This window comes from Neisseria sp. P0013.S005 (genome assembly GCF_051958425.1).
Taxonomy (GTDB): domain Bacteria; phylum Pseudomonadota; class Gammaproteobacteria; order Burkholderiales; family Neisseriaceae; genus Neisseria; species Neisseria subflava.
Map to the genome: position 1 here is coordinate 76,374 of NZ_JBQCVL010000007.1, position 24,560 is coordinate 100,933.

At 48.1% G+C, this 24,560-nt stretch carries 22 protein-coding genes, 1 other RNA gene and 1 pseudogene; 10 read left to right on the plus strand and 14 right to left on the minus strand.

Features of this window, described 5'->3' with window-relative positions:
• Window positions 1–45: 45 nt before the first annotated feature.
• A complete protein-coding gene (gene purD / locus ACTHTA_RS08200; RefSeq protein ID WP_440375757.1) occupies window positions 46–1,317 on the minus strand; it encodes a phosphoribosylamine--glycine ligase in 1,272 nt (423 codons plus the stop codon).
• A gap of 139 nt (window positions 1,318–1,456) precedes the next feature.
• Between purD and ACTHTA_RS08205 the strand changes: the two genes are divergently transcribed.
• Window positions 1,457–1,768, plus strand: coding sequence for a DUF4298 domain-containing protein (locus tag ACTHTA_RS08205; RefSeq protein WP_003747758.1), 312 nt, complete (start codon window positions 1,457–1,459; stop codon window positions 1,766–1,768).
• Between the two features lie 54 nt (window positions 1,769–1,822).
• Here the strand turns inward: ACTHTA_RS08205 and ACTHTA_RS08210 are convergent, their stop codons facing one another.
• The 5 genes from ACTHTA_RS08210 to ACTHTA_RS08230 all read right to left on the minus strand — a co-directional run bounded on the left by ACTHTA_RS08210 (window position 1,823) and on the right by ACTHTA_RS08230 (window position 6,023).
• On the minus strand, window positions 1,823–2,434 hold the full coding sequence (locus ACTHTA_RS08210; protein ID WP_308888040.1) for an IMPACT family protein: 612 nt from the start codon (window positions 2,432–2,434) through the stop codon (window positions 1,823–1,825).
• 61 nt (window positions 2,435–2,495) lie between these two features.
• Window positions 2,496–3,428: an electron transfer flavoprotein subunit alpha/FixB family protein gene (locus ACTHTA_RS08215; protein WP_308888039.1), complete on the minus strand. Its 933-nt coding sequence runs from the start codon at window positions 3,426–3,428 to the stop codon at window positions 2,496–2,498.
• A 10-nt stretch (window positions 3,429–3,438) separates the two neighbouring features.
• Entirely contained in the window at window positions 3,439–4,188 is a 750-nt protein-coding gene (locus tag ACTHTA_RS08220) for an electron transfer flavoprotein subunit beta/FixA family protein (protein ID WP_308888038.1), read from the minus strand.
• A 184-nt stretch (window positions 4,189–4,372) separates the two neighbouring features.
• Window positions 4,373–5,341 carry a lipopolysaccharide heptosyltransferase I gene (gene waaC / locus ACTHTA_RS08225; RefSeq protein WP_308888036.1) on the minus strand — a complete coding sequence of 323 codons (969 nt, stop codon included), beginning with the start codon at window positions 5,339–5,341 and terminating at the stop codon, window positions 4,373–4,375.
• Window positions 5,342–5,387: 46 nt separating this feature from the next.
• Complete coding sequence (locus ACTHTA_RS08230) at window positions 5,388–6,023, minus strand: nicotinamidase (protein WP_308888035.1); 636 nt, start codon at window positions 6,021–6,023, stop codon at window positions 5,388–5,390.
• 170 nt (window positions 6,024–6,193) lie between these two features.
• Here ACTHTA_RS08230 and tsaA point away from each other — a divergent pair, with 170 nt between their 5' ends.
• Window positions 6,194–6,868 (plus strand): tRNA (N6-threonylcarbamoyladenosine(37)-N6)-methyltransferase TrmO, encoded by a 675-nt coding sequence (gene tsaA / locus ACTHTA_RS08235; RefSeq protein ID WP_308888034.1) that lies wholly within the window; start codon window positions 6,194–6,196, stop codon window positions 6,866–6,868.
• A gap of 95 nt (window positions 6,869–6,963) precedes the next feature.
• On the opposite strand, the gene gap is transcribed toward tsaA, so the two are convergent.
• Complete coding sequence (gene gap / locus ACTHTA_RS08240) at window positions 6,964–7,968, minus strand: type I glyceraldehyde-3-phosphate dehydrogenase (RefSeq protein WP_003682356.1); 1,005 nt, start codon at window positions 7,966–7,968, stop codon at window positions 6,964–6,966.
• Between the two features lie 650 nt (window positions 7,969–8,618).
• Between gap and lpxC the strand changes: the two genes are divergently transcribed.
• Window positions 8,619–9,533, plus strand: coding sequence for a UDP-3-O-acyl-N-acetylglucosamine deacetylase (gene lpxC / locus ACTHTA_RS08245; RefSeq protein WP_308888032.1), 915 nt, complete (start codon window positions 8,619–8,621; stop codon window positions 9,531–9,533).
• A gap of 236 nt (window positions 9,534–9,769) precedes the next feature.
• Here lpxC and ggt read toward each other — a convergent pair.
• A pseudogene (ggt, locus tag ACTHTA_RS08250) lies at window positions 9,770–11,538 on the minus strand (gamma-glutamyltransferase).
• A gap of 478 nt (window positions 11,539–12,016) precedes the next feature.
• Here ggt and gnd point away from each other — a divergent pair.
• Window positions 12,017–13,465 (plus strand): decarboxylating NADP(+)-dependent phosphogluconate dehydrogenase, encoded by a 1,449-nt coding sequence (gene gnd / locus ACTHTA_RS08255; RefSeq protein WP_308888031.1) that lies wholly within the window; start codon window positions 12,017–12,019, stop codon window positions 13,463–13,465.
• Window positions 13,466–13,723: 258 nt separating this feature from the next.
• Here gnd and ACTHTA_RS08260 read toward each other — a convergent pair whose 3' ends face one another.
• The gene (locus tag ACTHTA_RS08260) at window positions 13,724–14,674 is read right to left on the minus strand and encodes a D-2-hydroxyacid dehydrogenase (protein WP_308888030.1); all 951 of its coding nucleotides are present in this window, start codon (window positions 14,672–14,674) and stop codon (window positions 13,724–13,726) included.
• 128 nt (window positions 14,675–14,802) lie between these two features.
• On the opposite strand from ACTHTA_RS08260, the gene ACTHTA_RS08265 reads away from it, so the two are divergent.
• Both ACTHTA_RS08265 and dinG read left to right on the plus strand, forming a co-directional pair.
• Window positions 14,803–15,021 (plus strand): DUF2061 domain-containing protein, encoded by a 219-nt coding sequence (locus ACTHTA_RS08265; RefSeq protein ID WP_154953779.1) that lies wholly within the window; start codon window positions 14,803–14,805, stop codon window positions 15,019–15,021.
• 164 nt (window positions 15,022–15,185) lie between these two features.
• Window positions 15,186–17,336, plus strand: coding sequence for an ATP-dependent DNA helicase DinG (gene dinG, locus ACTHTA_RS08270; RefSeq protein ID WP_313971279.1), 2,151 nt, complete (start codon window positions 15,186–15,188; stop codon window positions 17,334–17,336).
• A gap of 70 nt (window positions 17,337–17,406) precedes the next feature.
• Here dinG and ACTHTA_RS08275 read toward each other — a convergent pair whose 3' ends face one another.
• Entirely contained in the window at window positions 17,407–17,862 is a 456-nt protein-coding gene (locus tag ACTHTA_RS08275; protein WP_308187071.1) for a GNAT family N-acetyltransferase, read from the minus strand.
• Window positions 17,863–18,029: 167 nt separating this feature from the next.
• On the opposite strand from ACTHTA_RS08275, the gene ACTHTA_RS08280 reads away from it, so the two are divergent.
• Window positions 18,030–18,296, plus strand: a complete 267-nt coding sequence (locus tag ACTHTA_RS08280) for a DUF3079 domain-containing protein (protein ID WP_003686685.1) — start codon at window positions 18,030–18,032, stop codon at window positions 18,294–18,296.
• 80 nt (window positions 18,297–18,376) lie between these two features.
• Here ACTHTA_RS08280 and ACTHTA_RS08285 read toward each other — a convergent pair whose 3' ends face one another.
• Window positions 18,377–18,859: a dihydrofolate reductase gene (locus ACTHTA_RS08285; RefSeq protein WP_313971280.1), complete on the minus strand. Its 483-nt coding sequence runs from the start codon at window positions 18,857–18,859 to the stop codon at window positions 18,377–18,379.
• 196 nt (window positions 18,860–19,055) lie between these two features.
• Here ACTHTA_RS08285 and ACTHTA_RS08290 point away from each other — a divergent pair, with 196 nt between their 5' ends.
• On the plus strand, window positions 19,056–19,853 hold the full coding sequence (locus ACTHTA_RS08290; protein WP_313971282.1) for a factor H-binding protein: 798 nt from the start codon (window positions 19,056–19,058) through the stop codon (window positions 19,851–19,853).
• A gap of 89 nt (window positions 19,854–19,942) precedes the next feature.
• Here the strand turns inward: ACTHTA_RS08290 and asd are convergent, their stop codons facing one another.
• A complete protein-coding gene (gene asd / locus ACTHTA_RS08295) occupies window positions 19,943–21,058 on the minus strand; it encodes an aspartate-semialdehyde dehydrogenase (protein ID WP_440364386.1) in 1,116 nt (371 codons plus the stop codon).
• A gap of 242 nt (window positions 21,059–21,300) precedes the next feature.
• Here asd and ACTHTA_RS08300 point away from each other — a divergent pair, with 242 nt between their 5' ends.
• Together ACTHTA_RS08300 and mltA are read left to right on the plus strand one after the other, a co-directional pair.
• The gene (locus tag ACTHTA_RS08300) at window positions 21,301–21,888 is read left to right on the plus strand and encodes an RDD family protein (RefSeq protein ID WP_313971303.1); all 588 of its coding nucleotides are present in this window, start codon (window positions 21,301–21,303) and stop codon (window positions 21,886–21,888) included.
• Window positions 21,889–21,977: 89 nt separating this feature from the next.
• Window positions 21,978–23,300 carry a murein transglycosylase A gene (gene mltA / locus ACTHTA_RS08305; protein WP_070631519.1) on the plus strand — a complete coding sequence of 441 codons (1,323 nt, stop codon included), beginning with the start codon at window positions 21,978–21,980 and terminating at the stop codon, window positions 23,298–23,300.
• A 107-nt stretch (window positions 23,301–23,407) separates the two neighbouring features.
• Here mltA and rnpB read toward each other — a convergent pair.
• An RNA gene (gene rnpB, locus ACTHTA_RS08310) (RNase P RNA component class A) lies at window positions 23,408–23,769 on the minus strand.
• Window positions 23,770–23,821: 52 nt separating this feature from the next.
• Entirely contained in the window at window positions 23,822–24,529 is a 708-nt protein-coding gene (locus tag ACTHTA_RS08315; RefSeq protein WP_440364575.1) for a hypothetical protein, read from the minus strand.
• Window positions 24,530–24,560: the final 31 nt, after the last annotated feature.

Sequence of the window (24,560 nt, forward strand, 5' to 3'; positions counted from 1 at the left end):
GATTGTCAGACAATCTGTGTTCAGACGGCCTATTTCTATTCATTATTAATGGTTGATGGCTTTATCGGCAATGTCTTTACGGTATTGCATACCGTCAAAACGGATTGTTTCCAATGCCTCATAAGCCTTGCTTTTAGCTTGGGCAACATCATCGCCCAAACCGACGACACACAATACACGGCCGCCGTTGGTTACAACTTCGCCTTTTTCATTCGTTGCAGTACCGGCATGGAAAACTTTACCGATTTGATTGGCTTTATCCAAGCCGAAGATCACATCGCCTTTTTTCGGAGAGTCAGGATAATTTTGTGCAGCCAACACCACGCCTACTGCAGTCTGCGGATTCCATTCGGCAGCAACACTATCCAGTTTGCCATCGATTGCCGCCTCAACCAAATCCACCAAATCACTATCCAAACGGCTCATAATCGGCTGGGTTTCGGGGTCACCGAAACGGCAGTTAAATTCGATGGTATAAGGTGCACCGGTTTTATCAATCATCAAGCCCGCGTATAAAAAGCCGGTAAATTCATGACCTTCTGCTTTCATACCGGCCACAGTCGGCAAAATAATTTCATTCATCGCGCGCTCGTACACATCAGGCGTCACCACCGGAGCAGGGCTGTATGCGCCCATACCGCCGGTATTAGGGCCTTTGTCATCATCCAGCAGGCGTTTATGGTCTTGACTGGTTGCCATCGGCAAAACATGATTACCGTCCACCATAACGATAAAGCTCGCTTCCTCGCCTTGCAGGAAATCTTCAATCACAACACGCGCGCCTGCATTACCCATTTTGTTGCCCAACAACATATCGTCGATAGCGGCATGGGCTTCATCCAAAGTCATGGCGACAATCACACCTTTACCGGCAGCCAAACCATCCGCCTTAATAACAATCGGTGCACCTTTTTGGTTAACGTAATCATGTGCCGCATCGGCATTTTCAAAGGTTTGGTATTGTGCGGTTGGAATCTTATATTTTGCCATAAATGCTTTAGCAAAATCTTTTGAACTCTCCAGCTGAGCCGCGTATTGAGTCGGGCCAAAAATCTTCAATCCAGCAGCACGGAAGTCATTCACCACGCCCGCCGCCAAAGGAGCTTCAGGGCCGACTACGGTAAAGGCAATATTTTCATTACGGCAAAAATCAATCAAATCTTGATGCGCCGTCAACGCTACATTCTGCAGTTTAGGCTCAATTGCCGTTCCGGCATTACCAGGTGCAACAAAGACAGTTTCTACTTTAGACGACTGCGCCAATTTCCAAGCCAGTGCGTGTTCACGTCCACCATTACCAATAACGAGCAATTTCATACCATCTCCTTGAAGAATAGATGTTGTAAATAAAATTCAATCGATGGAATATTGTTCCATCTTGCCTAGCTGTTTCAAATTAAGAATAATATCGCACCAAGACAACCATACTCTAATTTCAAACAACGAAAGGAAAATCATGCAAAAACGTATTGACGAAATTCAAAGCAAATACCGCGAATGGTGCGAATTACTGCCGCAACTGGAAGCAGATATCGCCCGCTGGAAACATGCTGCAAGCCTCATGCAAGACATGGATGACTTCTATACCAACGAATACCAAGCATGCCATCAGGCCATTGAAGAAGGGGCAGATGTTGATTTACGCACACAGGGCGAATACAGCATTATGAGCGAAGATGCCCTATGGAACGCACTGGGGGAATTTCATCAACTGGCTTGGGAACATCTGCGCTCAAGCGTAAATGCTTTAGACAGATACCAAGGCTAAAACATCAAAGGCCGTCTGAAACTTTTGATTTCTCAAATATGTTCAGACGACCTTTTATTCAAACGGCTTATCAGTATCTACTTCAATTTGGCGCGTATTTTTCCAAGCAGCAATACAAGCTTCATAATCAGCCAATGCTATTTTCACTGTCAACTTACAATCCAGCTGCAAATCCTGTTCCACAATATCGGCCTGATATTGTTTGGCAATCCGTATAGCCTCATTCAAAACAGGATATTCACACTTCAACCAAACTGTCTTCTCAACATTCTTTTCAACAACTTCAGCTATCGCCAATGCCTGAGCTGTTGATTCCTTATAAGCATGAATCAGACCGGGAACACCCAATAGCGTACCGCCAAAATAGCGCACAACCACAACCAACACATCCGTTACGCCGACAGAATCAATCTGCCCCAAAATAGGGCGGCCTGCGCTCCCGGACGGCTCCCCATCATCATTTGCGCGAAACTGCATTCCATCCACACCCAGTCGATAGGCGTAGCACCAATGTCTTGCCTTGTGATGCTCTTCCTTTAATGGATCGAGATACTTCTTCACATCGGCCAACGTTCGTATCGGATAGGCGTATGCGATGAAGCGGCTGCCTTTATCTTTAAATTCAGCCTGTGTCGGATTGGTAATGGTTTTATAGGTCGTAATCATGCCAAAATATTTTCAGACGGCCTTATATAACAAAGGTCGTCTGAACGTTTCACGTGAAACATTAGTTTTTCAGTGCTTCAGTCAGTTGAGGTACAACTTCAAACAAATCACCAACCAAGCCGTAATCTGCCACATTGAAAATCGGAGCATCGGCATCTTTGTTAATGGCAACAATCACTTTACTGTCCTGCATACCGGCAACGTGCTGGATGGCTCCGGAAATACCGATAGCGAAGTATAGTTGCGGCGCAACCACTTTACCGGTTTGTCCGACTTGGGCATCGTTTGGCGCATACTCGGCATCCACTGCCGCACGTGAAGCACCAATCGCAGCACCCAAAGCATCCGCCAATGGAATCAACACTTCATTGAATTTTTCAGCACTGCCCAATGCACGGCCACCGGAAACAATCACTTTTGCCTGAGTCAATTCAGGGCGGTCAGACTGGGAAAGTTGACGGTTTACAAAACGGCTCAGGTTTTGAACAGGCGTTGCCTCAACATTGACCACTTCTGCATTACCGCCTTGTCCGGCAGCATCAAATGCGGTTGCACGGAAAGTCAGCACCAGTTTTTCAGAATTGGATTGAATGGTTTCAAATGCATTACCGGCATAAATCGGACGGACAAATGTCGAGTTATCCACAACTTCGGTTAAATCCGAAACTTGTGGCACATCCAACAGGGCAGCTACTCGGGGCAGAAGATTTTTGCCAAATGCAGTTGCAGTTGCAGCCACATAGCGGTAATCCGCAGCCAGTTTAACAACCAAAGGCGCTAATTCTTCTGCCAAACCTTCGGCGTAATAGGGCGCATCGGCTACTAAAACTTTCGCTACGCCTGCAACTTTTTTTGCCTCTTCAACCACCGCAGCAGCATTGCTGCCGGCAACCAATAAATCTACATTACCCAATTTGGCGGCAGCCGTTACCGCATGCAAAGTAGCAGGATTCAAATGTTGGTTATTATGTTCCACAATAATCAATACGCTCATTTCATACTCCTTAGATCACTTTGGCTTCGTTTTTCAGCTTTTCAACCAACTCGGCAACATCAGCCACTTTCACACCGGCTTGACGTGCTTTAGGCTCGGCAAATTTCACTGTATTCAAACGCGGAGAAATATCCACAGCCAAATCGGCAGGACTTAATTTTTCCAAAGGCTTTTTCTTTGCCGCCATGATATTAGGAAGTTTGACAAAGCGTGGTTCGTTCAAACGCAAATCTGCACTGATGACCGCAGGCAGTTTCAACGCAACAGTCTCTTCACCGCCGTCAATTTCACGGGTTACCAATGCTTCTTCGCCTTCAATTTGCACTTTTGATGCAAAAGTACCTTGAGCCGCATTCAACAACGCAGCCAGCATTTGGGCAACTTGGTTGGCGTCATCGTCAATTGCCTGTTTACCCAGCAGTAAAATTTGCGGATTTTCTTTATCCGCAACAGCTTTCAGCAATTTTGCAACGACCAAAGGCTCCAACTTTGCATCAGTCTCAACATGAACCGCACGGTCGGCACCCATCGCCAAAGCAGTACGCAACGTCTCTTCGCATTTTTTCTCGCCAAGAGAAACAGCAACAATCTCGCTTACTTTTCCGGCTTCTTTCAAACGGACAGCTTCTTCTACCGCGATTTCATCAAACGGGTTCATCGACATTTTGACATTACCGATGTCCACATCGGAACCATCGGTTTTCACACGAACTTTGACGTTGTAGTCCACTACGCGCTTTACTGCGACCAGTGCTTTCATTCAATTCTCCTAAAAAGAATGTCCATCAAATCAAGCATACTGCTTTTGATACATTCTTTATATAAAATCCAATTCGGTTTTCACCAACATGATAAAACCAAATTTATATAAATCTTGGCAAATAGAGCGGAATTATATCATTTCTAAAGCATTTACTCAGAAAATAAATCCAACTCCCCAGCAATTATTTATCATATACTGCAACACAATCCATCAAGGTTTGATAAACCTCGTCAACATTGGGAATTTGAGCAATACCGCCTAAATTTTTTGCATAAGTCGAAACTTGAACGCCGGTCTTGGCCGGATCTGTATCTGTATAAATTCCTACAACAGGCTTTTCCAACGCATTGGCAAGATGCAACAGTCCAGTATCTACGCCAATAATACCCTCTGCGTTTTTCAATAAAAATGCAGCCTGTAATAAATTCATTTTGTCGCAAACCGAAGCAAACGGTAAATCGCTTGAAATCTGTTCGGCACGCATTTTTTCGGTTTCATTTCCCCACGGCAGATACACATTGCATTGTTGTTCTTCATTCAACTTTTTCAATAATGCACGCCAGTGTTCTACCGGCCATAATTTACTGTCGCGACTGGTTGCATGCAAAGCAACGTAATAAGGGAATTGCAAATTTTTCAGACGGCCTGATTCAGGAACCAACAAACCAAATACCTGCGTTTCAGGCATTGTATAACCAAATACTCGGGCGAATAATTCACGGTTTCGCCAAACCGCATTTTTGCCTTTCGGTACGGCAAACGTTTTACTGTATGCAAGGGCAGCCAAACTTTCACGCGCGCTGTGTTTATCCAAGCCGTAAATAGGGGATTTCGCCATTTTGGCAAAGCATGCGCTTTTAATCAGTCCTTGGCTATCTAAAACAAAATCAAAAGATTCAGCCTGTAAATCTGTTTTCAGACGGCCTATTTCACACCACGTTTCAGCCTGAAAAAGGTGTTTGCGCCATTGCCGCCATTTCATTACATGAACTTTTTTGACAAAAGGATGCAAGCGGGCAATATCTGCAAACCCTGCCTCACACAGCCAATGGAGCTCTACCTCAGGACATTGTCGCGCCAAATCTTCAACTGCGGGCAACGTATGAATTAAATCGCCCATACTGGACAAGCGGACAAGTAAAATCTTCATATTTTGGAAAATGTTTCACGTGAAACAATAGAATTTTAAATATAATCTATTGATTATTAATATATTTCTTTATTTCTTCGGCGTTTTCTAAAATAATAGCTCCGGCAGAATGCATTTCCTGCCATGCAGATTTAACCGTTTCCGGAGCAATGCCGCGGCAAGCAGCCTGATTAACGATGACTTTCCAAGCCCCGCCTTTAAGCAACTGTAAAACCGTTGTCTTCACACAATAATCCGTTGCCAAACCGCCGACAATGACTGTATCTGTATTTTGACAGCGCAACCATTCGATCAAACCTGTACTGAGCTTTTCTTCAATATCGTGAAAACATGCGCCGTAGGGGTGTAACTCAGGATCGACGCCTTTCCAAACGCAATAATCGTATTCTTTGGCTGAAGGCAGGCCATCCAACAATTCATAGCCATATGTTCCAACCATCGCATGCGACACCCAAGTCAAATCCGCATCGGGTAAACCCGTCGGTTTCAACATATCAACAGGATTATCCACAAGCCATTTTGCCGCGGCATGATGCGCATCTTTCGTCATCACGCGTAAATCCGCCAATGCAGCTTGGGCATTAAGTTCATCCGCAATCAGATGACCTTCGGCAACAGGCAATTCTTTCGGGCACAAAGGCGTAAACGTTTTTTGTGCATCTACATCGATAGAAACAATCATGAATTAATTTAACCTATTGATTTTATTTTATATTATTTAAATTGAACATTTATTACCAATGTACCGACATTTGGAATAAATGCTTTGCATTATAACAAATTACTACCGCAAAATGTGGGAAAACATCTGTGATATGATGAAAGTTTGCACAGAATATTTATCCACAAATTATGTCCTATTCGATTACGCCTATTGCAACCGTTCATTCCCCCTACAAACAAAAATTCGGCATTGCCCGCCAACCCGGTTTGGTTCCTGCGGCAGAAATTTGCATTGAACTCACTCCTGAATTTACCGCAGACAGCGTTCGGGGCTTGGAAGATTTCGACTATGTGTGGATAAGTTTTATTTTCCACGGCGTATTGGATGAAGGTTGGGCGCAAATGGTGCGTCCGCCACGGCTCGGAGGCAAACAAAAAATGGGCGTATTTGCTACGCGCAGCCCGCACCGCCCCAATCATCTCGGTTTATCCCTGCTGAAACTCGAACGCATCGAAACAGGCAAACCTGTCCGCATCTATTGCAGCGGTGCAGACCTATTGGACGGTACTCCGGTAGTGGATATCAAACCCTACATCCCCTTTATCGAATCCAAACCTGACGCATCATCAGGTTTTGTCAGCGGCAAACCTGAAGAATTGAACGTAGTCTGGGCAGAAAGTACGCTTGCGGAACATTTATCCACAGAAGAAAAACATCTCATTGAGCAAAGTATTGCCCAAGATCCTCGCCCTGCCTATCAAGATATTCCTGAACGAATTTATGTGATGAATATTGCGGATTATGAAGTGCAGTTTAGGATAGAAAACAAATGTGCCACAGTGATTAAACTATCCACAATCTGATTGCAAATTAAATCTCTCTACACACAAAAGGCCGTCTGAAATGTTCAGACGGCCTTTTAATTATCCACAGACTGATTGATTCAGCCCGTTATTTTTTAGATTTTGCTGGCAAAGAATTCCAAGGTACGAACCAATTGGCAAGTGTAAGACATTTCATTGTCGTACCAAGCAACAGTTTTCACCAATTGTTTGTCGCCAACTGTCATCACGCGGGTTTGAGTTGCATCGAAAAGTGAGCCGTATTCAATACCAATAACGTCGGAAGAAACGATTTGATCTTCAGTGTAGCCGTAAGACTCGCTAGCGGCGGCTTTCATAGCTGCATTGATTTCTTCTTTGGTAACAGGGCGTTCGAGAATAGAAACCAGTTCGGTCAAAGAGCCGGTAGCAACAGGAACGCGTTGGGCAGAACCATCAAGTTTGCCGTTCAATTCAGGAATGACCAAGCCGATGGCTTTTGCGGCACCAGTGCTGTTCGGTACGATATTCAAGGCAGCGGCACGGGCGCGGCGGAAGTCGCCTTTGCGGTGCGGCGCGTCAAGGGTGTTTTGGTCGCCGGTATAAGCATGGATAGTGGTCATCAGGCCTTCAACAATACCGAACTCTTTTTGCAATACCGCAGCCATAGGGGCCAAACAGTTAGTCGTACAAGAAGCGGCTGAAATAACGGTTTCGCTGCCGTCCAAAATATCTTGGTTTACGCCGTACACAACGGTTTTTACATCATTGCCGCCAGGAGCAGAAATCACAACTTTGCGCGCACCGGCACGGATATGGGCTTCAGCTTTGGTTTTACTGGTAAAGAAACCGGTACATTCGAGGACAACGTCCACACCCAGCTCGCCCCAAGGCAATTCTTCAGGATTAGGATTGGCAAATACTTTGATTTCTTTGCCGTTAACAACAATCGCATCATCTTTCAATTCGGCAGAGCCTTCAAAGCGGCCTTGAGTACTGTCGTATTTAAAGAGGTGCAGCAGCATATCGGCAGGAGTCAAGTCGTTAACAGCAACGACTTCGATACCTTGGGCTTTTTCAATTTGACGCAATGCCAGACGACCGATACGGCCAAAACCATTAATCGCTACTTTAATACTCATTTTGCTACTCCTATTAGATGGAATGGGAAAAATTTTTCAGTAAGGCCATTGTATCCTGAAATAAAATTACTTTCTAGGATTACAAATGATTACTTTTAAGTTGTTTGATTTAAATAAAGAAAACATGAAATTCTTGCTTGTAGGAAAATATCAGACAAATCGGATTAGTCCTATATTTTGATATTTTATTTCATAAAAACCGTTTTCAAATCTTAAAAGTTTCATAAGTTTATGAAAATCATAAACTTAGTTCTATTTTTCCATATTTTGCCGATTTTGTGTTGATAATTCAGTGTTTTCTTCAAATCATAATATTTTAATTTTTAAAATGATGATTTTGATGAAGAACCAAACTATCTGTGGATAACGGAATAACTTTCTTTAAAACCAATTCGATAATTACTTTTTATCTTTGAGGCCAACCTCAACTGAATGCCAGAATAAAAAAGGATAGAATCTTAGTTTTTCTATTTTTCTGTGGATAAAACCCAAATTACCCACTTCAATTTCACATGCTATTGTGGATAATTAAAATTTTGAATTTCACCCCTGCAAAACATCCATATTGGCAAATACTATTAAAAATGATGGCTTGTTTTTTCCTTTTTAACGTATCATTTGCCCATCAGACTTTTTAAAAGGAAGCAATTATGCTGCAACGGACTTTAGCCAAATCAGTAAGCGTTACCGGCGTCGGTCTGCATTCGGGCGAAAGGGTCGCTCTGACTTTGCATCCTGCCGAAGAAAACAGCGGTATTTCGTTCCGCCGTACTGATTTAAGTGGAGAAATGGGCGAAGTAATCAAATTAAATCCTTATTTGATTAACGATACCCGCCTCTCTTCAACCATCGTTACCGATAAAGGCGTGCGCATCGGCACGATTGAACACATTATGTCGGCTCTGTCTGCCTACGGCATCGACAATGCCTTGATTGAATTGAACGCGCCTGAAATTCCGATTATGGACGGCTCGAGCCTACCGTTTATTTATCTTTTGCAAGATGCGGGCGTTATCGATCAAAAAGCCCAAAAACGGTTTTTAAAAATCCTCAAACCCATTGAAATCAAAGAAACCGGAAAATGGGTGCGCTTTACGCCTTATGACGGCTTTAAAGTTACTTTAACCATCGAATTTGATCATCCCGTATTCAACCGCAGCGCACCTACTTTCGAGATTGATTTTGCAGGAAAATCCTATATCGATGAGATTGCCCGCGCCCGTACCTTCGGCTTTATGCACGAAGTAGAAATGATGCGCGCCCACAATCTCGGACTGGGCGGTAATTTGAACAACGCCATCGTGATTGACGACATGGATGTTTTGAATCCGGAAGGTTTGCGCTATCCCGATGAATTTGTCCGCCACAAAATCCTGGATGCAATTGGCGATTTGTACATTGTCGGCCATCCTATTATCGGCGCATTTGAAGGTTACAAATCAGGACATGCCATCAATAATGCGCTGTTGCGTGCCGTTTTGGCAGATGAAAGCGCTTACGAATGGGTTGAGTTTGCCGATGATGAAGACTTGCCTAGTGCTTTTCACGAGCTGCCGGCAGCCTGATAGAAAATAGACAAAACAGTCCAATAAAAAGGCCGTCTGAACCTTTCAGACGGCCTAAATCATGTTGTTTTCCATAAGTAATTATCCACATATTCATATCTTTTATCTTATTGAAAAATAAAAATATTAAAATTTAACATTATTCTTATACACATCTTATCCATATATTTTCCCAAACTAAAAGGCCGTCTGAACAACTAGGTTTCAGACGGCCTTTGCATGTCAAACCGACAATATCAATCGCCCATGACTTTGCCTTCGCGGCGCGGGTCGGCACCGCCGAGCAAACCGTCTTTGCCGATCACAATGCCTTGTACGCCGGAATTCAAATCGCGGATTTGGACTTTATAGCCTAGTTTTTCCAAGGCTGCCGCTTTGTCCGCCGCAGCGGTTTTTTCCTCGATTTCATACTGGCTGCCGCGATTGAGCATATTCGGCAGTGAAATTGCCGTTTGAATGTCCATACCCCAGTCGATATGCGCTACCAGCGTTTTAGCAACGAAACCGATAATGCGGCTGCCGCCCGGCGAACCGACCGCCATATAAGGTTTTCCGTCTTTCATCACAATGGTCGGGCCATCGAAGAACGCGGCCGTTTGCCACCCGCCACGCTGTTGGCAACGGTTTTACCGTCCGCGCCGACAGGGTTGAAAGCGAAATCGGTCAATTCATTGTTGAGCAGATAGCCGTTTGCCATCAGCCCCGAGCCGAACGCGTTTTCAATCGAAGTCGTCATCGATACAACGTTGCCGTCTTTATCCACCACCACCAAATGGCTGGTGGACGGCAGCTCTACCGCCATACCCTGCGCGTATTTCTTGCCAAACTTGCCTGCCTGAATGTTTTCCAACGCCTTGTCGGCTTGGCGGATTTCTTCGGCACGCGGTTTCAGGTAAGCCTGAGAAATCAAGGCACGGGTCGGGACGTTGACAAACGCGGGATCGCCAATGTAATGATCTCGGTCGGCAAACGCAATTCGCGACGCATCGCCTATCCAGCGCCAACTGTGGATATTTTCCGATCCCAACGCCTTCATATCCTGATTTTGCAAGACGCCCAAAATCTCGCCCAAAGCAATCGCCCCCGAACTTGGCGCGCCCATGCCGCAAACTTCGTATTCACGATAAGGTGCGCAAACCGGTTGACGCTCGATAACGCGGTAGTTTTTCAAATCTGACAAACTGATTTTGCCGGGGTTATCCACAGCGCCGGTAACGGCACGGACAATATTCTGCGCCTGCGCACCCTGATAAAACGGCATGCTGCCTTTTTCCGCCAACAGGCGTACGGAACGCGCAAATTCAGGGTTTTTCAACACCGTTCCCGCTGCCAAAGGCTTGCCGTCAGGCAGGAAATAGGCGGCGGTTTGCGGATAACGTTGCAAGGGTTCCAAATTTTGCTCGATGGATTTCGCCATACGCGGAGAAACGGCAAAACCTTGTTCCGCCAAAGTAATCGGTTTTTCAAACAGGCTTGCCCACGGCAATTTGCCGTAACGCTTGTGGACATCTTCCAGCAGCTTCGGAATCCCCGGCACACCGACCGAACGGCCGCCGACCACTGCTTTTATAAAGCCCATCGGTTTGCCGTTTTCATCCAAGAAAAGTTCCGGCGTTGCCGCTTTCGGCGCCGTTTCTCGGGCATCAAACGTCGTCAGCTTTTTCGCCTTATTGCCCCAATACACCAAAAACGCGCCGCCACCCAATCCGGAAGACTGCGGCTCAACCAGTCCCAAAGTTGTCTGCATGGCGATCATCGCATCTATCGCGCTGCCGCCGCGTTTCAAAATCTCGTATCCCGCCTCGGTCGCCAACGGATTGGCAGACGCCGCCATATAATGTTTGGCGCGGATCAATTTCTGCTCGGTCAGCCCCGTCCCTTGTTCCGGCGCATGGTTATCCACAGCCATCGGCACAGGCGCGGCATCAGGTTTCTGCATAGGCTTGTGCGCGCACGCCGCCAAAACCAAAACTGCCAACAGGTTTAATCCAAAGGAAAATTTCATATCTGCTCCCTTTTAGTTAGCTATTTTTCAGACGACCTGCTGTTGAAAAGTACAAAAGGTCGTCTGAAACATGAAAAACGATTGGACTGTTTATCTCGTCATACAGTTCCGTTCGGGCTCGGTATAAAACCGGCAGGCTGTGTGTATAGCCGGAAAGTTATGCACAGAGCCAAACCGAATGTCAAAATTATCCACATCTGCCAACAAGGCAAACAGCGGTTTATCCGCATCCAAAATTAGCATTCAACTGATTGAACTGAAAAAGGAATCAAAGTTATACATAAGAAAAAGCGCAACTCAATATAATCATCTATTTATTATTTAAAATCTTATTTATAGTTTGTTTTCCCATCGCGCAGCCAACGCCCGCAACGTAAAGGCATCTTTTCAAAAAATTAGATAGTTAAGGATTGTTAAACTTCTGTAAATCAGATAGAGTTACGGCTGATAAATTAAATTAATAATGGAGCTTCCATCAATGAAAGGCGATATCGGCGTCATCGGCTTGGCCGTTATGGGTCAAAACTTGATTTTGAATATGAACGATCGCGGTTTCAAAGTCGTGGCGTACAACCGGACCACTGTTAAAGTAGACGATTTTCTCAACGGCGCAGCCAAAGGCACCAACATTATCGGTGCCTATTCATTGCAAGATTTAGTGGATAAATTAGAAAAACCACGCAAAATCATGATGATGGTGCGCGCTGGTTCTGTTGTTGACGATTTTATCGAGCAACTCGTTCCGCTTTTGGACGAAGGCGACATCATTATTGACGGCGGCAATGCCAACTATCCTGATTCCACCCGCCGTACACACGAGCTGGCCGCAAAAGGCATCCGCTTCATCGGCGCGGGCGTTTCCGGCGGCGAAGAAGGTGCGCGTCACGGTCCGTCCATCATGCCCGGCGGCGACGAAGCCGCATGGCCCGCCGTCAAACCCATCTTCCAAGCCATTGCCGCCAAAACCCCGCAAGGCGAACCCTGCTGCGACTGGGTTGGCCGAGACGGCGCAGGCCATTTCGTCAAAATGGTGCACAACGGCATCGAATACGGCGATATGCAGTTGATTTGCGAAGCGTACCAATTTATGAAAGATGGTTTGGGCCTGTCTTATGATGAAATGCACCAAATCTTCAACGAGTGGAACAAAACCGAACTGGATTCCTACCTGATTGAAATCACCGCCGCGATTTTGGGCTACAAAGACGAAAACGGCGAACCTTTGGTCGAAAAAATCCTCGATACCGCCGGACAAAAAGGCACAGGCAAATGGACCGGCATCAACGCCCTCGATTTGGGCATCCCGTTGACGCTCATTTCCGAAGCCGTGTTCGCCCGCTGCGTGTCCGCGTTCAAAGACCAACGCGTTCAAACCGGCAGCTTGTTCGGCAAAACCATCAGCCCCGTCGAAGGCGACAAAGCCGCATGGGTCGAAGCCCTGCGCCAAGCCCTGTTGGCATCCAAAATCATCTCCTACGCACAAGGCTTCATGCTCATCCGCGAAGCCAGCGAAAACAACGATTGGGCATTGAATTACGGCAACACCGCCCTTCTGTGGCGCGAAGGCTGCATCATCCGCAGCGCGTTCTTGGGCAACATCCGCGACGCATACGAAGCCAATCCCGATTTAGTGTTCTTGGGTTCCGACCCCTATTTCAAAGGCGTATTGGAAAACTGCCTGCCCGCATGGCGCAAAGTGGTCGCCAAAGCCATCGAATGCGGCATCCCCATGCCCTGCATGGCTTCTGCGATTACCTTCCTTGACGGCTACACCACCGAACGCCTGCCCGCCAACTTGCTGCAAGCCCAACGCGACTACTTCGGCGCGCACACCTACGAGCGCACTGACAAACCGCGCGGCGAGTTCTTCCACACCAATTGGACAGGCAAAGGCGGCGATACCGCATCGACCACTTACGATATTTGATTTGTTTGAATCAGCGAAAAGGTCGTCTGAAAACCAAGATTCAGGTTTCAGACGACCTTTGCCGTTTGAAAGCATCGGTTTTTGACAAAATCCACGGATTGCTCACAACTTATCCACAATCCGAACCCCGCTCCAATTTAATCAAATCAAACCTAATCTATTGAAAAATATCAATATACAAAAAGGTCGTCTGAAAATTTTCAGACGACCTTTTAAATTGTTCACAAAATTATCAACAAGCCTCTCGCATATTCAGTATCAAACCAGATTCTGCGGATTGCCTGCGACGAAGCGGTTGATGTTGTCCACAAGGATGTCAAACAGACGGTTGGCGGCCTCTTGGCTTGCCCATGCAATGTGTGGCGTGACAATGAGGTTGGGCAGTCGAGCTTTCAGCAGAGGGTTGCCGTCGCGCGGCGGCTCTTGTGTTAACACGTCAAAACCTGCCCCGCCGATTTGGCCGTATTTCAACGCCGCAACCAAAGCGGCTTCATCAACCAAGCCGCCGCGCCCGCAGTTGATGAGGATGGCGCCGGGTTTCATTTGCTGCAATTCGGCTTCGCCTATCATGTTTGCCGTTTCCGGCGTGAGCGGGCAATGCAGCGACAGCGCGTCGGCAGTGCGGACGGCTTCGTCAAAGGAAACGTAGCCGTCGCGGACGGTTTCGGCGTGTTTGTGTTCGGCGAACACGACCTTCATTTTGAACGCCTGTGCATAAGTTGCCAGCGTTTTACCAATATTGCCGCGACCGAAAATCGCCAGTGTTTTACCGTTTAAATCGCGCATCGGTGCGCCGAGGTGGCAGAAAAACGGCGAGTTTTCCCACAAGCCTGCTGCAACGTCTCGCTGATAGGCAGGCAGGTTGCGCATCAGGGTAATCATCATCATAAACGCGTGTTCCGCCACGGATTCATTGCCGTAAGCGCGGATGTTGCACACGCTCACGCCCGCTTGCTTGGCGGCAGCAAGGTCAACATTGTTGACGCCCGTCGCGGCTAGCGCAATCAGTTTGAGCTGCGGGTTGGCGGCGATGTGTTCGGCAGAAATCACGACTTTGTTGGTAATGATTATGTCCGCGCCCTGTATGCGCTCGGCGGTCTGATGCGCCTCAGTCGAACCATAGCTGCTTAAAGTATGCGGAAAATCAAAGTCAAACGGACGGTTGACGAGGGTATCGCGGTCGAGGACGACAATATGGATCGGGTTCATAAAATTTCTATCAAAAATAAAATATAGATTTATAAAATCTAAATCAGGATAAAGGATTTAAAATATACGCGTTAGTTGATAATAATTATTATGTAGCGATTAGAACATCAATGTATCAGGAAAACAGAATGATTAAAACCATTACATTTGCTATTTTGCATTTCAGCGTTGCATTTAGTGTCGCCTATATTCTGACCGGCAGTATCGGCATTTCCAGCGCGGTGGCTTTGGTCGAACCCATCGTCAATACCGTCGTCTTTTATTTTCACGAAAAAGCGTGGAACCGCTACGAGAAAAACAAATCAGACAAGCAAAAATTGTGGGTACCTCTGCATCAGTGCGGCTAAAGTTTCAGACGGCCTTTTGCTTGATTAAAACCGATTATGCCTTTGTGGTTCGTCCATCGCCATAAAAATGCCAAACCCTAAAATAGAGTAAGACTTTACGAAGGCTTCATGAAGGTAAAAATGCTAAAATACGCTATTCTTGCAAACCCATTCAGACGGCCTCAATGCTCACCGATTTAGAAAAAAACGCCATCCGCGACCATTACCAAAACATCGGCAAAAACCTGCCCGGTTTCCGTCCGCGCGCTTCGCAGAGGGAAATGATTGCGGCGATTGCCAACGCTTTTTCGCGGACGTTGACGCGTGAAGAAGGCGAAGAAGCGCCCAAACGCGAGGGCGAGAGCATTGCCGTGATTGAAGGGCCGACCGGCGTGGGTAAATCATTGGCCTACCTTTTGGCCGGAGGCATCATGGCGCAAACGCGCGGCAAACGGTTGATCGTCAGCAGCGCGACGGTGGCCTTGCAGGAGCAGTTGGTTGACCGCGATTTGCCGTTTCTGGTCGAAAAAAGCGGTTTGGAGCTGACCTTTGCGCTTGCCAAAGGGCGCGGCCGTTATCTTTGTCCCTACAAACTCTATCAACTGACGCAAAACAACGCCCAGCAAAACCTGCTTGGCTTTGAAGCGCCGGAAGTGTTGTGGGACAGCAAACCCAAGCCGGAAGAATTGAACCTGCTGCGCGACATTGCCGATGAATTTTCAGCCCGCCGCTTTAATGGCGACCGCGACGCTTGGCCGGAAAAAATCGATGACACGATTTGGCTTAAAGTGACCAACGACCGCCACGGCTGCCTAAAATCCGCCTGTCCCAACCGTCCGGAATGCCCGTTTTACCTGGCACGCGATGTCTTGGAAACCGTCGATGTCGTCGTTGCCAACCACGATCTTCTGCTTGCCGACATCAGCATGGGCGGCGGCGTGATTCTGCCTGCGCCTGAAAACAGTTTCTATTGCATAGACGAAGCGCACCACCTGCCCAAAAAAGCCCTCAGCCGCTTTGCCGCCGAACATTCATGGAATATTGCCGTTTGGACGCTGGAAAAACTGCCGCAGCTGACCGGCAAAATTGCCGCGCTTACCGATAAAGCCGAACTTGCCAACCTTGCCGACGAAGCTGCCACATCTTTGCTCGACAGTTTGCACGAATGGCAGTTCCATTTGGCGGAAGAGCCGTCTTTAAGTCTGGGGTCGTCTGAAAATGACAGGCGGAAACACAACGAACCGACTTGGTTGTGGGAAGACGGCAAAATCCCTGAAGGCCTGGAAACCACAGTTTCCAATACGGCCATTGCCGCGCGCAGCCTGCTCAAACATGTTGTCGGCTTGAACGATGCGCTTTCCGCCGCGCGCCGCGAAAAAGAGCAGGACGGTGCACTCCTCGACCGCCTGACCAGCGAGTTCGGCCTTTTTATCGCCCGTATCGAACAAATCAGTGCGGTTTGGGATTTGCTTTCCACCGTTCCCATTGAGGGCGAAGAGCCGTTGGCGAAATGGATAACCCGCCGTGCCGACGACAAAAACGACTACATTTTTAACGCCAGCCCCATCAGCAGCGCATCCCACCTTGCCAACAGCCTGTGGCGGCGCGCGGCAGGCGCGGTGTTGACTTCGGCCACCCTGCAATCGCTCGGCAGCTTCAACCTGATTTTGCGCCAAACCGGCCTATTATGGCTGCCCGAAACCACCACGCTTGCTTTGGAAAGCCCGTTTAATTTCGATACGCAAGGCGAGCTGTATATTCCGCCCGTACACGCCAGCCCCAAAGACCCTGATGCACACACGGCCGCCATTGTCGAATGGTTGCCGAAGCTGGTTTCGCCGGTTGAAGCCATCGGCACGCTAGTGTTGTTTTCCTCGCGCAAGCAAATGCAGGATGTCGCCTTGCGACTGCCTGACGAATACTTGCCGCTTCTGCTTGTACAAGGCGAGTTGCCCAAGGCCGTTCTTTTACAAAGACACCATCAAGCCATTGCCGAAGGTAAAGCCAGCATTATTTTCGGCCTCGACAGTTTTGCCGAAGGCCTCGACCTGCCCGGTACGGCATGCGTGCAAGTCATTATTGCCAAGCTGCCGTTTGCCATGCCGGACAATCCCATCGAGAAAACCCAAAACCGTTGGATTGAACAACGCGGCGGCAATCCCTTTATCGAAATCACCGTTCCCGAAGCCAGCATCAAACTGATCCAAGCCGTCGGCCGCCTTATCCGTACCGAACAGGATTACGGCCGCGTGACCATCCTTGACAACCGCGTCAAAACGCAACGCTACGGCCAACAATTATTGGCCTGTCTGCCGCCATTTAAACGGATAGGGTAGTTGTGGATAATTTAAAAAAACAAAGGCCGTCTGAAACCAAATGTTCAGACGGCCTTTTATTCTTTTCAAGCTATAAATCCAATTTCATGACGGATACGGTTTCCCCGTTGTGCCAAGTCTGGGTGATTTCTTTCCAGCCGAACTTTTCATACACGGCCTGCACATCCGGCGTATAGAGAAACAGATGCGGCAAACCCAGTTCGTGTGCTTTATCCAAACAAAACGAAACCAGCTGCCTGCCTACACCCAAACCGCGAAATTGCGGTAAAACGAACACATCGCCCAGCCAATATTCGTATTCGGGAAAACACGCCATATCAAATCGCTTCAATGCCGCCGAACCCATCAGCCGCCCTTCGTTATCCACAGCCGCAAACGCCAGCGGCAAATTATCCCCATCGAGGCACTGCGCGTAATACGCACGGATTTTGTCTAGAGACGACCACGGCGCAAAATCGTGCCATTCCTCAAACAGCGCGAGGGCTAAAGGCTCGACAAATTCAGGCTTCAGACGGCATATGTTCATATTGGCTCCTCTTGTTGTACCGCATAGGGGTAGTTTTTACAGTATAGGCCGTCTGAAAGATTAACACATCTTAAAAAATCAGCGTAAAACACGATAAACCCGCCGCCAGCCCCATTCAAATCACTTATAATTCTGCCCATACCGCACACAAACAAAAGAAGAACATCATGGCCAAGAAATTTCCCATTTTCCCGAAAAATCCCGAGCGTATCTGCTGGGGTTGCGACAAATACTGCAAAGAAGACGATTTGCAATGCGGCAACGGTTGCGAACGAATCCAACACCCCATCGAGTTGGACGGCCGCGACTGGTATAAAAAAGGCGACTGGAGCAATTTGTTGAGCGAAGAGCAGCAAATCGAACTTGGACTGAAAGAAGCGCCCAAGCCTGCCAAACCGCATATCAAGCTGCCTTTGAAAAACAAAACGGCTTAAGGCATACTGTAAACAAATGAAATAAAAAGGCCGTCTGAAACCTGAAAAACAGGGTTTCAGACGGCCTTTGTGTTATCAGATTATGCCTTCACATAATGCACAAACGCGTATTCGATGCCTTTAGCGGAAACATGGTTTTCCCGAGAGGCTTCTTGCCATGTTTCTGTGGAAAACTCAGGAAAAAACGCATCGCCATCCACATCCAAACCGACTTCGGTCAAACGCAAATCGGTGGCAATCGGCAGGGCTTGTTCATAAATTTGCGCGCCGCCCATGATGATGACTTCTTCAACCCCCTGACACAAAGTCAGCGCATCTTCTAAAGAAGCCGCCGTTTGCGCGCCTTCGGCCTGATAATCTTGACGGGTGATGACGATATTTTGACGGCCGGGCAGCGGTTTGTGCGGCAGCGATTCCCATGTTTTGCGGCCCATAATAACGGGTTTGCCGGTGGTGTAGGATTTGAAGAAGGCAAAATCCTCGGGCAAATGCCAAGGCATGGTGTTGTTGATGCCGATACAGCGGCGGGCGGCGTAGGCGGCGATGAGGGTGATTTTCGGCATGATGAAGTCCGTTTGCAAAATAAAATGATTATAGCGGAAGGGAGGCTGGATAGACTGAATGTCCGATATTCTAAAAATGTTTCAATATTTATAAAATCAATATTCAAAATACTTAATTTTGACAAAAATCATTTATTGTTCATTTTTTTAGGTATATGATAAATATCATACCAAATAAAAAGGAAAGGAAAAAATGATGAGAACTTTTCATGTTTCTGCTTTGACTGCTTCCCTGTCTTTGATGTTGGCTGCCTGCGGCGGCGCAACAAGCGGCTTGTCGAATGCCGTGACCGAACCGCTCAATCCGCATCCGAAAGGCGTGTTGTCCATTGAATTGAACGAATCTGTCCCTGAAAACGGTACGTTGGAGCTGACGGCCAACGGTAAAACGCAAACCCTGAAAAAAGGCGGCAAACTCGATACCGGCTTTTTGAAAACCGATAAAGTGTCCTCTTACGACTACGCCCAAAAAATTAAGGTAAAAGGCCAAGTCATCACTTTGGAAACGGGCGACTTCCAAGTGTATAAACAAAATTATTCCGCTGTTGCCGCGCGTTACGCCAAACAAAAAGCCGATGACGCGGGCAAGCTGCAAAACCTCGATACATACACATTCACCGTCGGCGAAGTCCAAGGCGATGAAACCGCTTACCGCAATTTGCCCAAACAAGGCAGCTATCAGTATTCGGGCATTGCGTTTAACGGCGACGACCGCAGCGGCCGTCTGAAATACACCGTTGATTTCGATAAAAAACAAGGTTACGGCAAAATCAGCAGCATGGCTTCCCACAATAATGTCGACCTGCTTGCCGCAGGTATTGCCAATAACAATGGCAAAGCCGCCATCAGCGGTAAAACCAGTTTGAACGGTATCGAAAACGGCCGTTACGATTTGAAACTTTTCGGCCCGCAGGCTGAAGAAATTGCCGGTAAAGCGCAAATCAAAGTTGGCGGTTCCACCAAAGAAATTGGTTTGGCCGGTAAGAAAGAATAGGAAACAAGGCCGTCTGAAAGGTTCAGACGGCCTTTTTGTGACAAAAAAAGCAACGGCTCAAACCGTTGCTTTTTTCATACTAACCTAAATTACAGGCTGCCCAAGATAATGCGCAACACGCGGCGCAACGGCTCGGCAGCGCCCCACAAGAGTTGGTCGCCAACGGTGAACGCGCTGATGTATTCGCCGCCCATCTCCAGTTTGCGGATACGGCCGACAGGAACAGACAGCGTGCCGGTAACTTTGGCAGGAGTCAGCTCGTGAATGCTGGCTTCTTTTTCGTTGGGGATAACTTTCACCCAGTCGTTCGCGCCTGCCAAGATGGCTTCGATTTCAGAAACAGGCAGGTCTTTTTTCAGCTTCAGGGTGAGGGCTTGGCTGTGGCAGCGCATAGAGCCGATGCGTACGCACAAGCCGTCGATTACGGTCGGATTGTCGCTGCGGCCGAGGATTTTGTTGGTTTCCACACCACCCTTCCATTCTTCTTTGGACTGGCCGTTGCCCAAGTCCACGTCAATCCACGGAATCAGGCTGCCGGCGAGCGGTACGCCGAAGTTGGCTTTCGGATAGTCTTCGCTGCGCAGGAAATCGGACACTTTGCGGTCGATGTCGAGAATCGCGCTGGAAGGATCGGCAAGCTCGTCTGCCACTTTGGCGTGAATCGCGCCCATGCCGCTGATGAGTTCGCGCATGTTTTTCGCACCTGCGCCGGAAGCGGCTTGATAGGTCATGCTGGTTGCCCATTCGACCAAATCGTTTTGGAACAGGCCACCCAAAGCCATCAGCATCAGGGAAACGGTACAGTTGCCGCCGATGTAGTTTTTCACGCCGTTTTTGAGACCATTGTCGATGACGTTGCGGTTGACGGGATCGAGGACGATAATCGCGTCGTCTTTCATGCGCAGGGAGGACGCCGCGTCAATCCAGTAGCCGTTCCAGCCGCTGTCGCGCAGGGGTTGGAAGACGGATTTGGTGTAATCTCCACCCTGACAGGTAACGATGATGTCCATTTTTACCAATTCGGCAATATCGTTGGCATCCAACAATGTTTTGGCTGCCTGACCGAAATCAGGGGCAGCGCCGCCGACGTTGGAAGTGGTAAAGAAAAACGCTTCGGGAATGTGGGAGAAGTCGTTTTCTTCTTTCATACGCTGCATCAAAACAGAGCCGACCATACCGCGCCAGCCGACGAAACCTACTTTCATGTGCTACTCCTTGAGAAGAAAATCCGGATAAGTTTTATAGTGCATTAACAAAAATCGGAACGGCATCGCCTGCCGCTTTGTTCAGATTTTTGTTAACCCACTATAACAAAGGGGAAAACAAGTGTTTTAACGCCGTCTGCGGAAAATGTAAAGGTTTTTATCGAAATTTTTTAGAATGATGGAAAAATAGGTTAAGATGGCAATGAAACTACATTTCATTAATTGCATAGAGGAAAGATTAAATGAATGAAATAAAGTCGGTAGATTTGCCGCAAACGGAAGTAGTGGATGTCCATATTGCTTCAGTATGGTCACGGGTCGCGGCATATTTGTTGAATTATTTATTTAATGTAATTATTTTTTTACCCTATTATTATATTTTATATACTGAAGCAGCAGTAATTGCCAAGCAGAAAAATATTCCTTTTACACCAGATCTTATAACGAGTGTCAGTATGCGGGCAGATATGGCTAAGGTGGGAGGATTGAGTACTATCGTATATTTAATTGTCGGTATTGTTCAGCTTTATTACATGAGCCGTTATGGTCAATCCTTGGGTAAAAAGATCATGGGTATTCGTGTATTAAAAAGCAATGGCAGCAATCCGGGTTTTCTTGGTACGGTGTTAGTACGAGAATTAGCATGGGGCTTGATTGTACTTGTCATCTTGATTTCCGCATACTTTGTATTAAAAGTAAACATTTTAATTTGTTCCCTACTGATTTTACTGATCAACTTCATCATGCTCTTCTCCGTCAAACGCGACCGCCGCACGCTCTACGATATGCTGGCCGATACGGTTGTCGTCCAACTACCGCCGCGCCGATAAATGGCTTTTTTGTGTTAAAATCAGCACTTTCCAACATAGGCCGTCTGAAAAATAGCTTTCAGACGGCCTTTCGACACGCTATTGATTCCATGAAAAAACACCTGTACCGCATCACGCTCGTCAGCATTGCCGCAGCCATTCTTGCTGCCTGTCCGAGCAAAAGCATTAAAAACCTTCCCGAAACCGACACCAGCGTTATCAAAGGCCCTGACCGCCCCACCGGTACGCCTGACCCCATCGGTACGACAGTGAGCGGGGGAGGAGCAAACTACACCGTTGTTTCCTACAACGAACTGCCGCACTGGAGCACCCAACACTTTGCCAAAAGCCTGCAATCTTTCCGCTTAGGCTGTGAAAAACTCAAAAACCGCCAAGGCTGGCAGGACGTTTGTATCCAAGCCATGCAAACGCCGGCGCACCATTTCCAAGCCAAGCACTTCTTTGAACGCTATTTCACCGCATGGCGCGTCGATAACGGCGGTAATCCTGCCGGCACCATTACCGGCTATTACGAACCGGTCCTGCACGGCGACGACAAGCCCACAAGCCAATCCCGTTTCCCTATTTATGGCATTCCGAACGATTTTGTTTCCGTTCCGCTGGCTGCAAACTTGAGAGGCAGCAAAGCCACCGTCCGCATCCGCCAAACCGGCCAAAACAGCGGCGTCATCGACAATAGCGGCACATACACGGCCGATTTGTCCAGATTCCCGATTACAGCACGCAGCACTGCGCTGAAAGGCCGTTTTGAAGGCAGCCGTTTCGTTCCTTACTACACCCGCAGCCAAATCAACGGCGGCGCGCTTAACGGCAAAGCGCCAATTTTGGGTTATGCAGATGATCCGGTCGAACTTTTCTTTATGCACATTCAAGGTTCAGGTCGTCTGAAAACGCCGTCCGGCAAATACATCCGTGTCGGATTTGCCGATAAAAACGAACATCCGTATGTTTCCATCGGCCGCTATATGGCGGACAAAGGCTATCTGCCGCTGGGTCAGACCAGCATGCAGGGCATCAAGGCCTATATGAAGCAAAACCCCGGCCGCCTTGCCGAAGTTTTGGGACAAAACCCAAGCTACGTCTTCTTCCGCGAGCTGACCGGCAGCAGTGATTCCGGCCCGGTGGGCGCATTGGGTACGCCGTTGATGGGCGAATACGCCGGTGCCATCGACCGTCACTACATCACGCTTGGCGCACCATTATTTGTCGCCACTGCCCACCCGACCACCAAAAAAGCCCTCAACCGCCTGATTATGGCGCAAGATACCGGCAGCGCGATTAAAGGCGCGGTCCGTGTGGATTATTTCTGGGGCTATGGCGACGAAGCAGGCGAAGTGGCCGGCAAAATGAAAACCACCGGCTATGTATGGCAGCTCCTACCCAACGGCATGAAACCGGAATACCGTCCATAAACAGCGGTTTAAAAAAAGGCCGTCTGAAACCAAGATTCAGGTTTCAGACGGCCTTTTTATTTTTATAAAAATGCGGCAGGTTTTAAAAACCTGCCGCGGTATGGGGACATACAGCTCGGACGGTAAGCCGGGTTCTGTCGCGGACAGTCATTCCTCTAGGCACATCATTGCTGGTGTGCTCAAGCAACCTACCCGAACGCTCGGCGAGCAGCGTCATCGCGTTCTGTTTGGTCTTGCTCCGAATGGGGTTTAGCCTGCTGCGCTTTGTTACCAAATGCACGGTGCGCTCTTACCGCACCTTTTCACCCTTACCTGTTTTGCCCGAAGGCAATCATCGGCGGTATTGCTTTCTGTTCCACTTTCCGTCGCGTTGCCGCGCCCGGCCGTTAGCCGGCATTCTGCTCTATGGAGCCCGGACTTTCCTCCCCGTATGCCTTACGCGATACGCGGCGACTGTCTGTCCGACCTGTATGAGTCGCGGATTATAGCACAGTCGCCATAAGGTTCAGACGGCCTGATATTTATTTTTTCTTTTTAAATGCTATCTCGGTTAAACCCAATTCCTGTGCTTTTTTGCGGACTGCGGATTCGGGCATTTCGCGTGCCAGGCGGCTGGTGCAGTATTCGGTCATGGTGGTGGCGCAGGCTTTGAAGTTGCCGGTAAAGTCGCTGGCGGCACTCAAAAACGGGATAAGGCGGCCGGCCATGATTTCTTCGGCCGGTGCGTCTGTTTGGGCGGATACGCGTCCGGACTCGACCGCCGAGAAAATTTGTTCGGTAAAGCGTCGGGCGAAGTTTTCTTCTGTTTGGCAGTCTTGGAATGCGGTGTTTTCGTGTTGGCAGACAAGGGTAACTTCGCCTTGAGCTTCTTGCAGCGGTTCGGCCAAATCGAGTTTGAGGGTTTGCTTGTCGGTTTGCAGCCAGGCGGTGCGGCCTTGGGTTTTGATGATTTTGCCGTAAACGCCGATGGCATCGTTTTGGGGGATGTTTTTCTGTTCGGCAAGTTGTTGGGCCGAGAATAAGGGGGCTTGTTCGGCAAATGCGCCGCCGGTTTCGTGTTTGAAGTAGGCGGCGAGGTCTTGTTTGATGAGGGCTTGGGTCAGCAGTTTTTCGCCTTCGGTCAGGCGGTGTGCGAAGCCGTGTGTTTTTGGGGAGGATGCGGCATCTGTGGTCTTGGTGTCCGGTGTGCAGGCGCTTAGGAATAAAAGCAGGGGAAGGATGTATTTCATGGTTGGTCTCTCAACAGGCTGTCTGAACATA

Coding starts and splice junctions, on each gene's coding strand:
- ACTHTA_RS08215 (WP_308888039.1), bottom strand. CDS start 3,428: ATGAGCGTATTGATTATTGTGGAACATAATAACCAACATTTGAATCCT.
- dinG (WP_313971279.1), top strand. CDS start 15,186: ATGCTCACCGATTTAGAAAAAAACGCCATCCGCGACCATTACCAAAAC.
- ACTHTA_RS08230 (WP_308888035.1), bottom strand. CDS start 6,023: ATGATTGTTTCTATCGATGTAGATGCACAAAAAACGTTTACGCCTTTG.
- tsaA (WP_308888034.1), top strand. CDS start 6,194: ATGTCCTATTCGATTACGCCTATTGCAACCGTTCATTCCCCCTACAAA.
- ACTHTA_RS08265 (WP_154953779.1), top strand. CDS start 14,803: ATGATTAAAACCATTACATTTGCTATTTTGCATTTCAGCGTTGCATTT.
- ACTHTA_RS08210 (WP_308888040.1), bottom strand. CDS start 2,434: ATGATTACGACCTATAAAACCATTACCAATCCGACACAGGCTGAATTT.
- ACTHTA_RS08260 (WP_308888030.1), bottom strand. CDS start 14,674: ATGAACCCGATCCATATTGTCGTCCTCGACCGCGATACCCTCGTCAAC.
- gnd (WP_308888031.1), top strand. CDS start 12,017: ATGAAAGGCGATATCGGCGTCATCGGCTTGGCCGTTATGGGTCAAAAC.
- purD (WP_440375757.1), bottom strand. CDS start 1,317: ATGAAATTGCTCGTTATTGGTAATGGTGGACGTGAACACGCACTGGCT.
- ACTHTA_RS08315 (WP_440364575.1), bottom strand. CDS start 24,529: ATGAAATACATCCTTCCCCTGCTTTTATTCCTAAGCGCCTGCACACCG.
- mltA (WP_070631519.1), top strand. CDS start 21,978: ATGAAAAAACACCTGTACCGCATCACGCTCGTCAGCATTGCCGCAGCC.
- ACTHTA_RS08280 (WP_003686685.1), top strand. CDS start 18,030: ATGGCCAAGAAATTTCCCATTTTCCCGAAAAATCCCGAGCGTATCTGC.
- lpxC (WP_308888032.1), top strand. CDS start 8,619: ATGCTGCAACGGACTTTAGCCAAATCAGTAAGCGTTACCGGCGTCGGT.
- ACTHTA_RS08275 (WP_308187071.1), bottom strand. CDS start 17,862: ATGAACATATGCCGTCTGAAGCCTGAATTTGTCGAGCCTTTAGCCCTC.
- ACTHTA_RS08290 (WP_313971282.1), top strand. CDS start 19,056: ATGAGAACTTTTCATGTTTCTGCTTTGACTGCTTCCCTGTCTTTGATG.
- gap (WP_003682356.1), bottom strand. CDS start 7,968: ATGAGTATTAAAGTAGCGATTAATGGTTTTGGCCGTATCGGTCGTCTG.
- asd (WP_440364386.1), bottom strand. CDS start 21,058: ATGAAAGTAGGTTTCGTCGGCTGGCGCGGTATGGTCGGCTCTGTTTTG.
- ACTHTA_RS08285 (WP_313971280.1), bottom strand. CDS start 18,859: ATGCCGAAAATCACCCTCATCGCCGCCTACGCCGCCCGCCGCTGTATC.
- ACTHTA_RS08300 (WP_313971303.1), top strand. CDS start 21,301: ATGAATGAAATAAAGTCGGTAGATTTGCCGCAAACGGAAGTAGTGGAT.
- ACTHTA_RS08205 (WP_003747758.1), top strand. CDS start 1,457: ATGCAAAAACGTATTGACGAAATTCAAAGCAAATACCGCGAATGGTGC.
- ACTHTA_RS08220 (WP_308888038.1), bottom strand. CDS start 4,188: ATGAAAGCACTGGTCGCAGTAAAGCGCGTAGTGGACTACAACGTCAAA.
- waaC (WP_308888036.1), bottom strand. CDS start 5,341: ATGAAGATTTTACTTGTCCGCTTGTCCAGTATGGGCGATTTAATTCAT.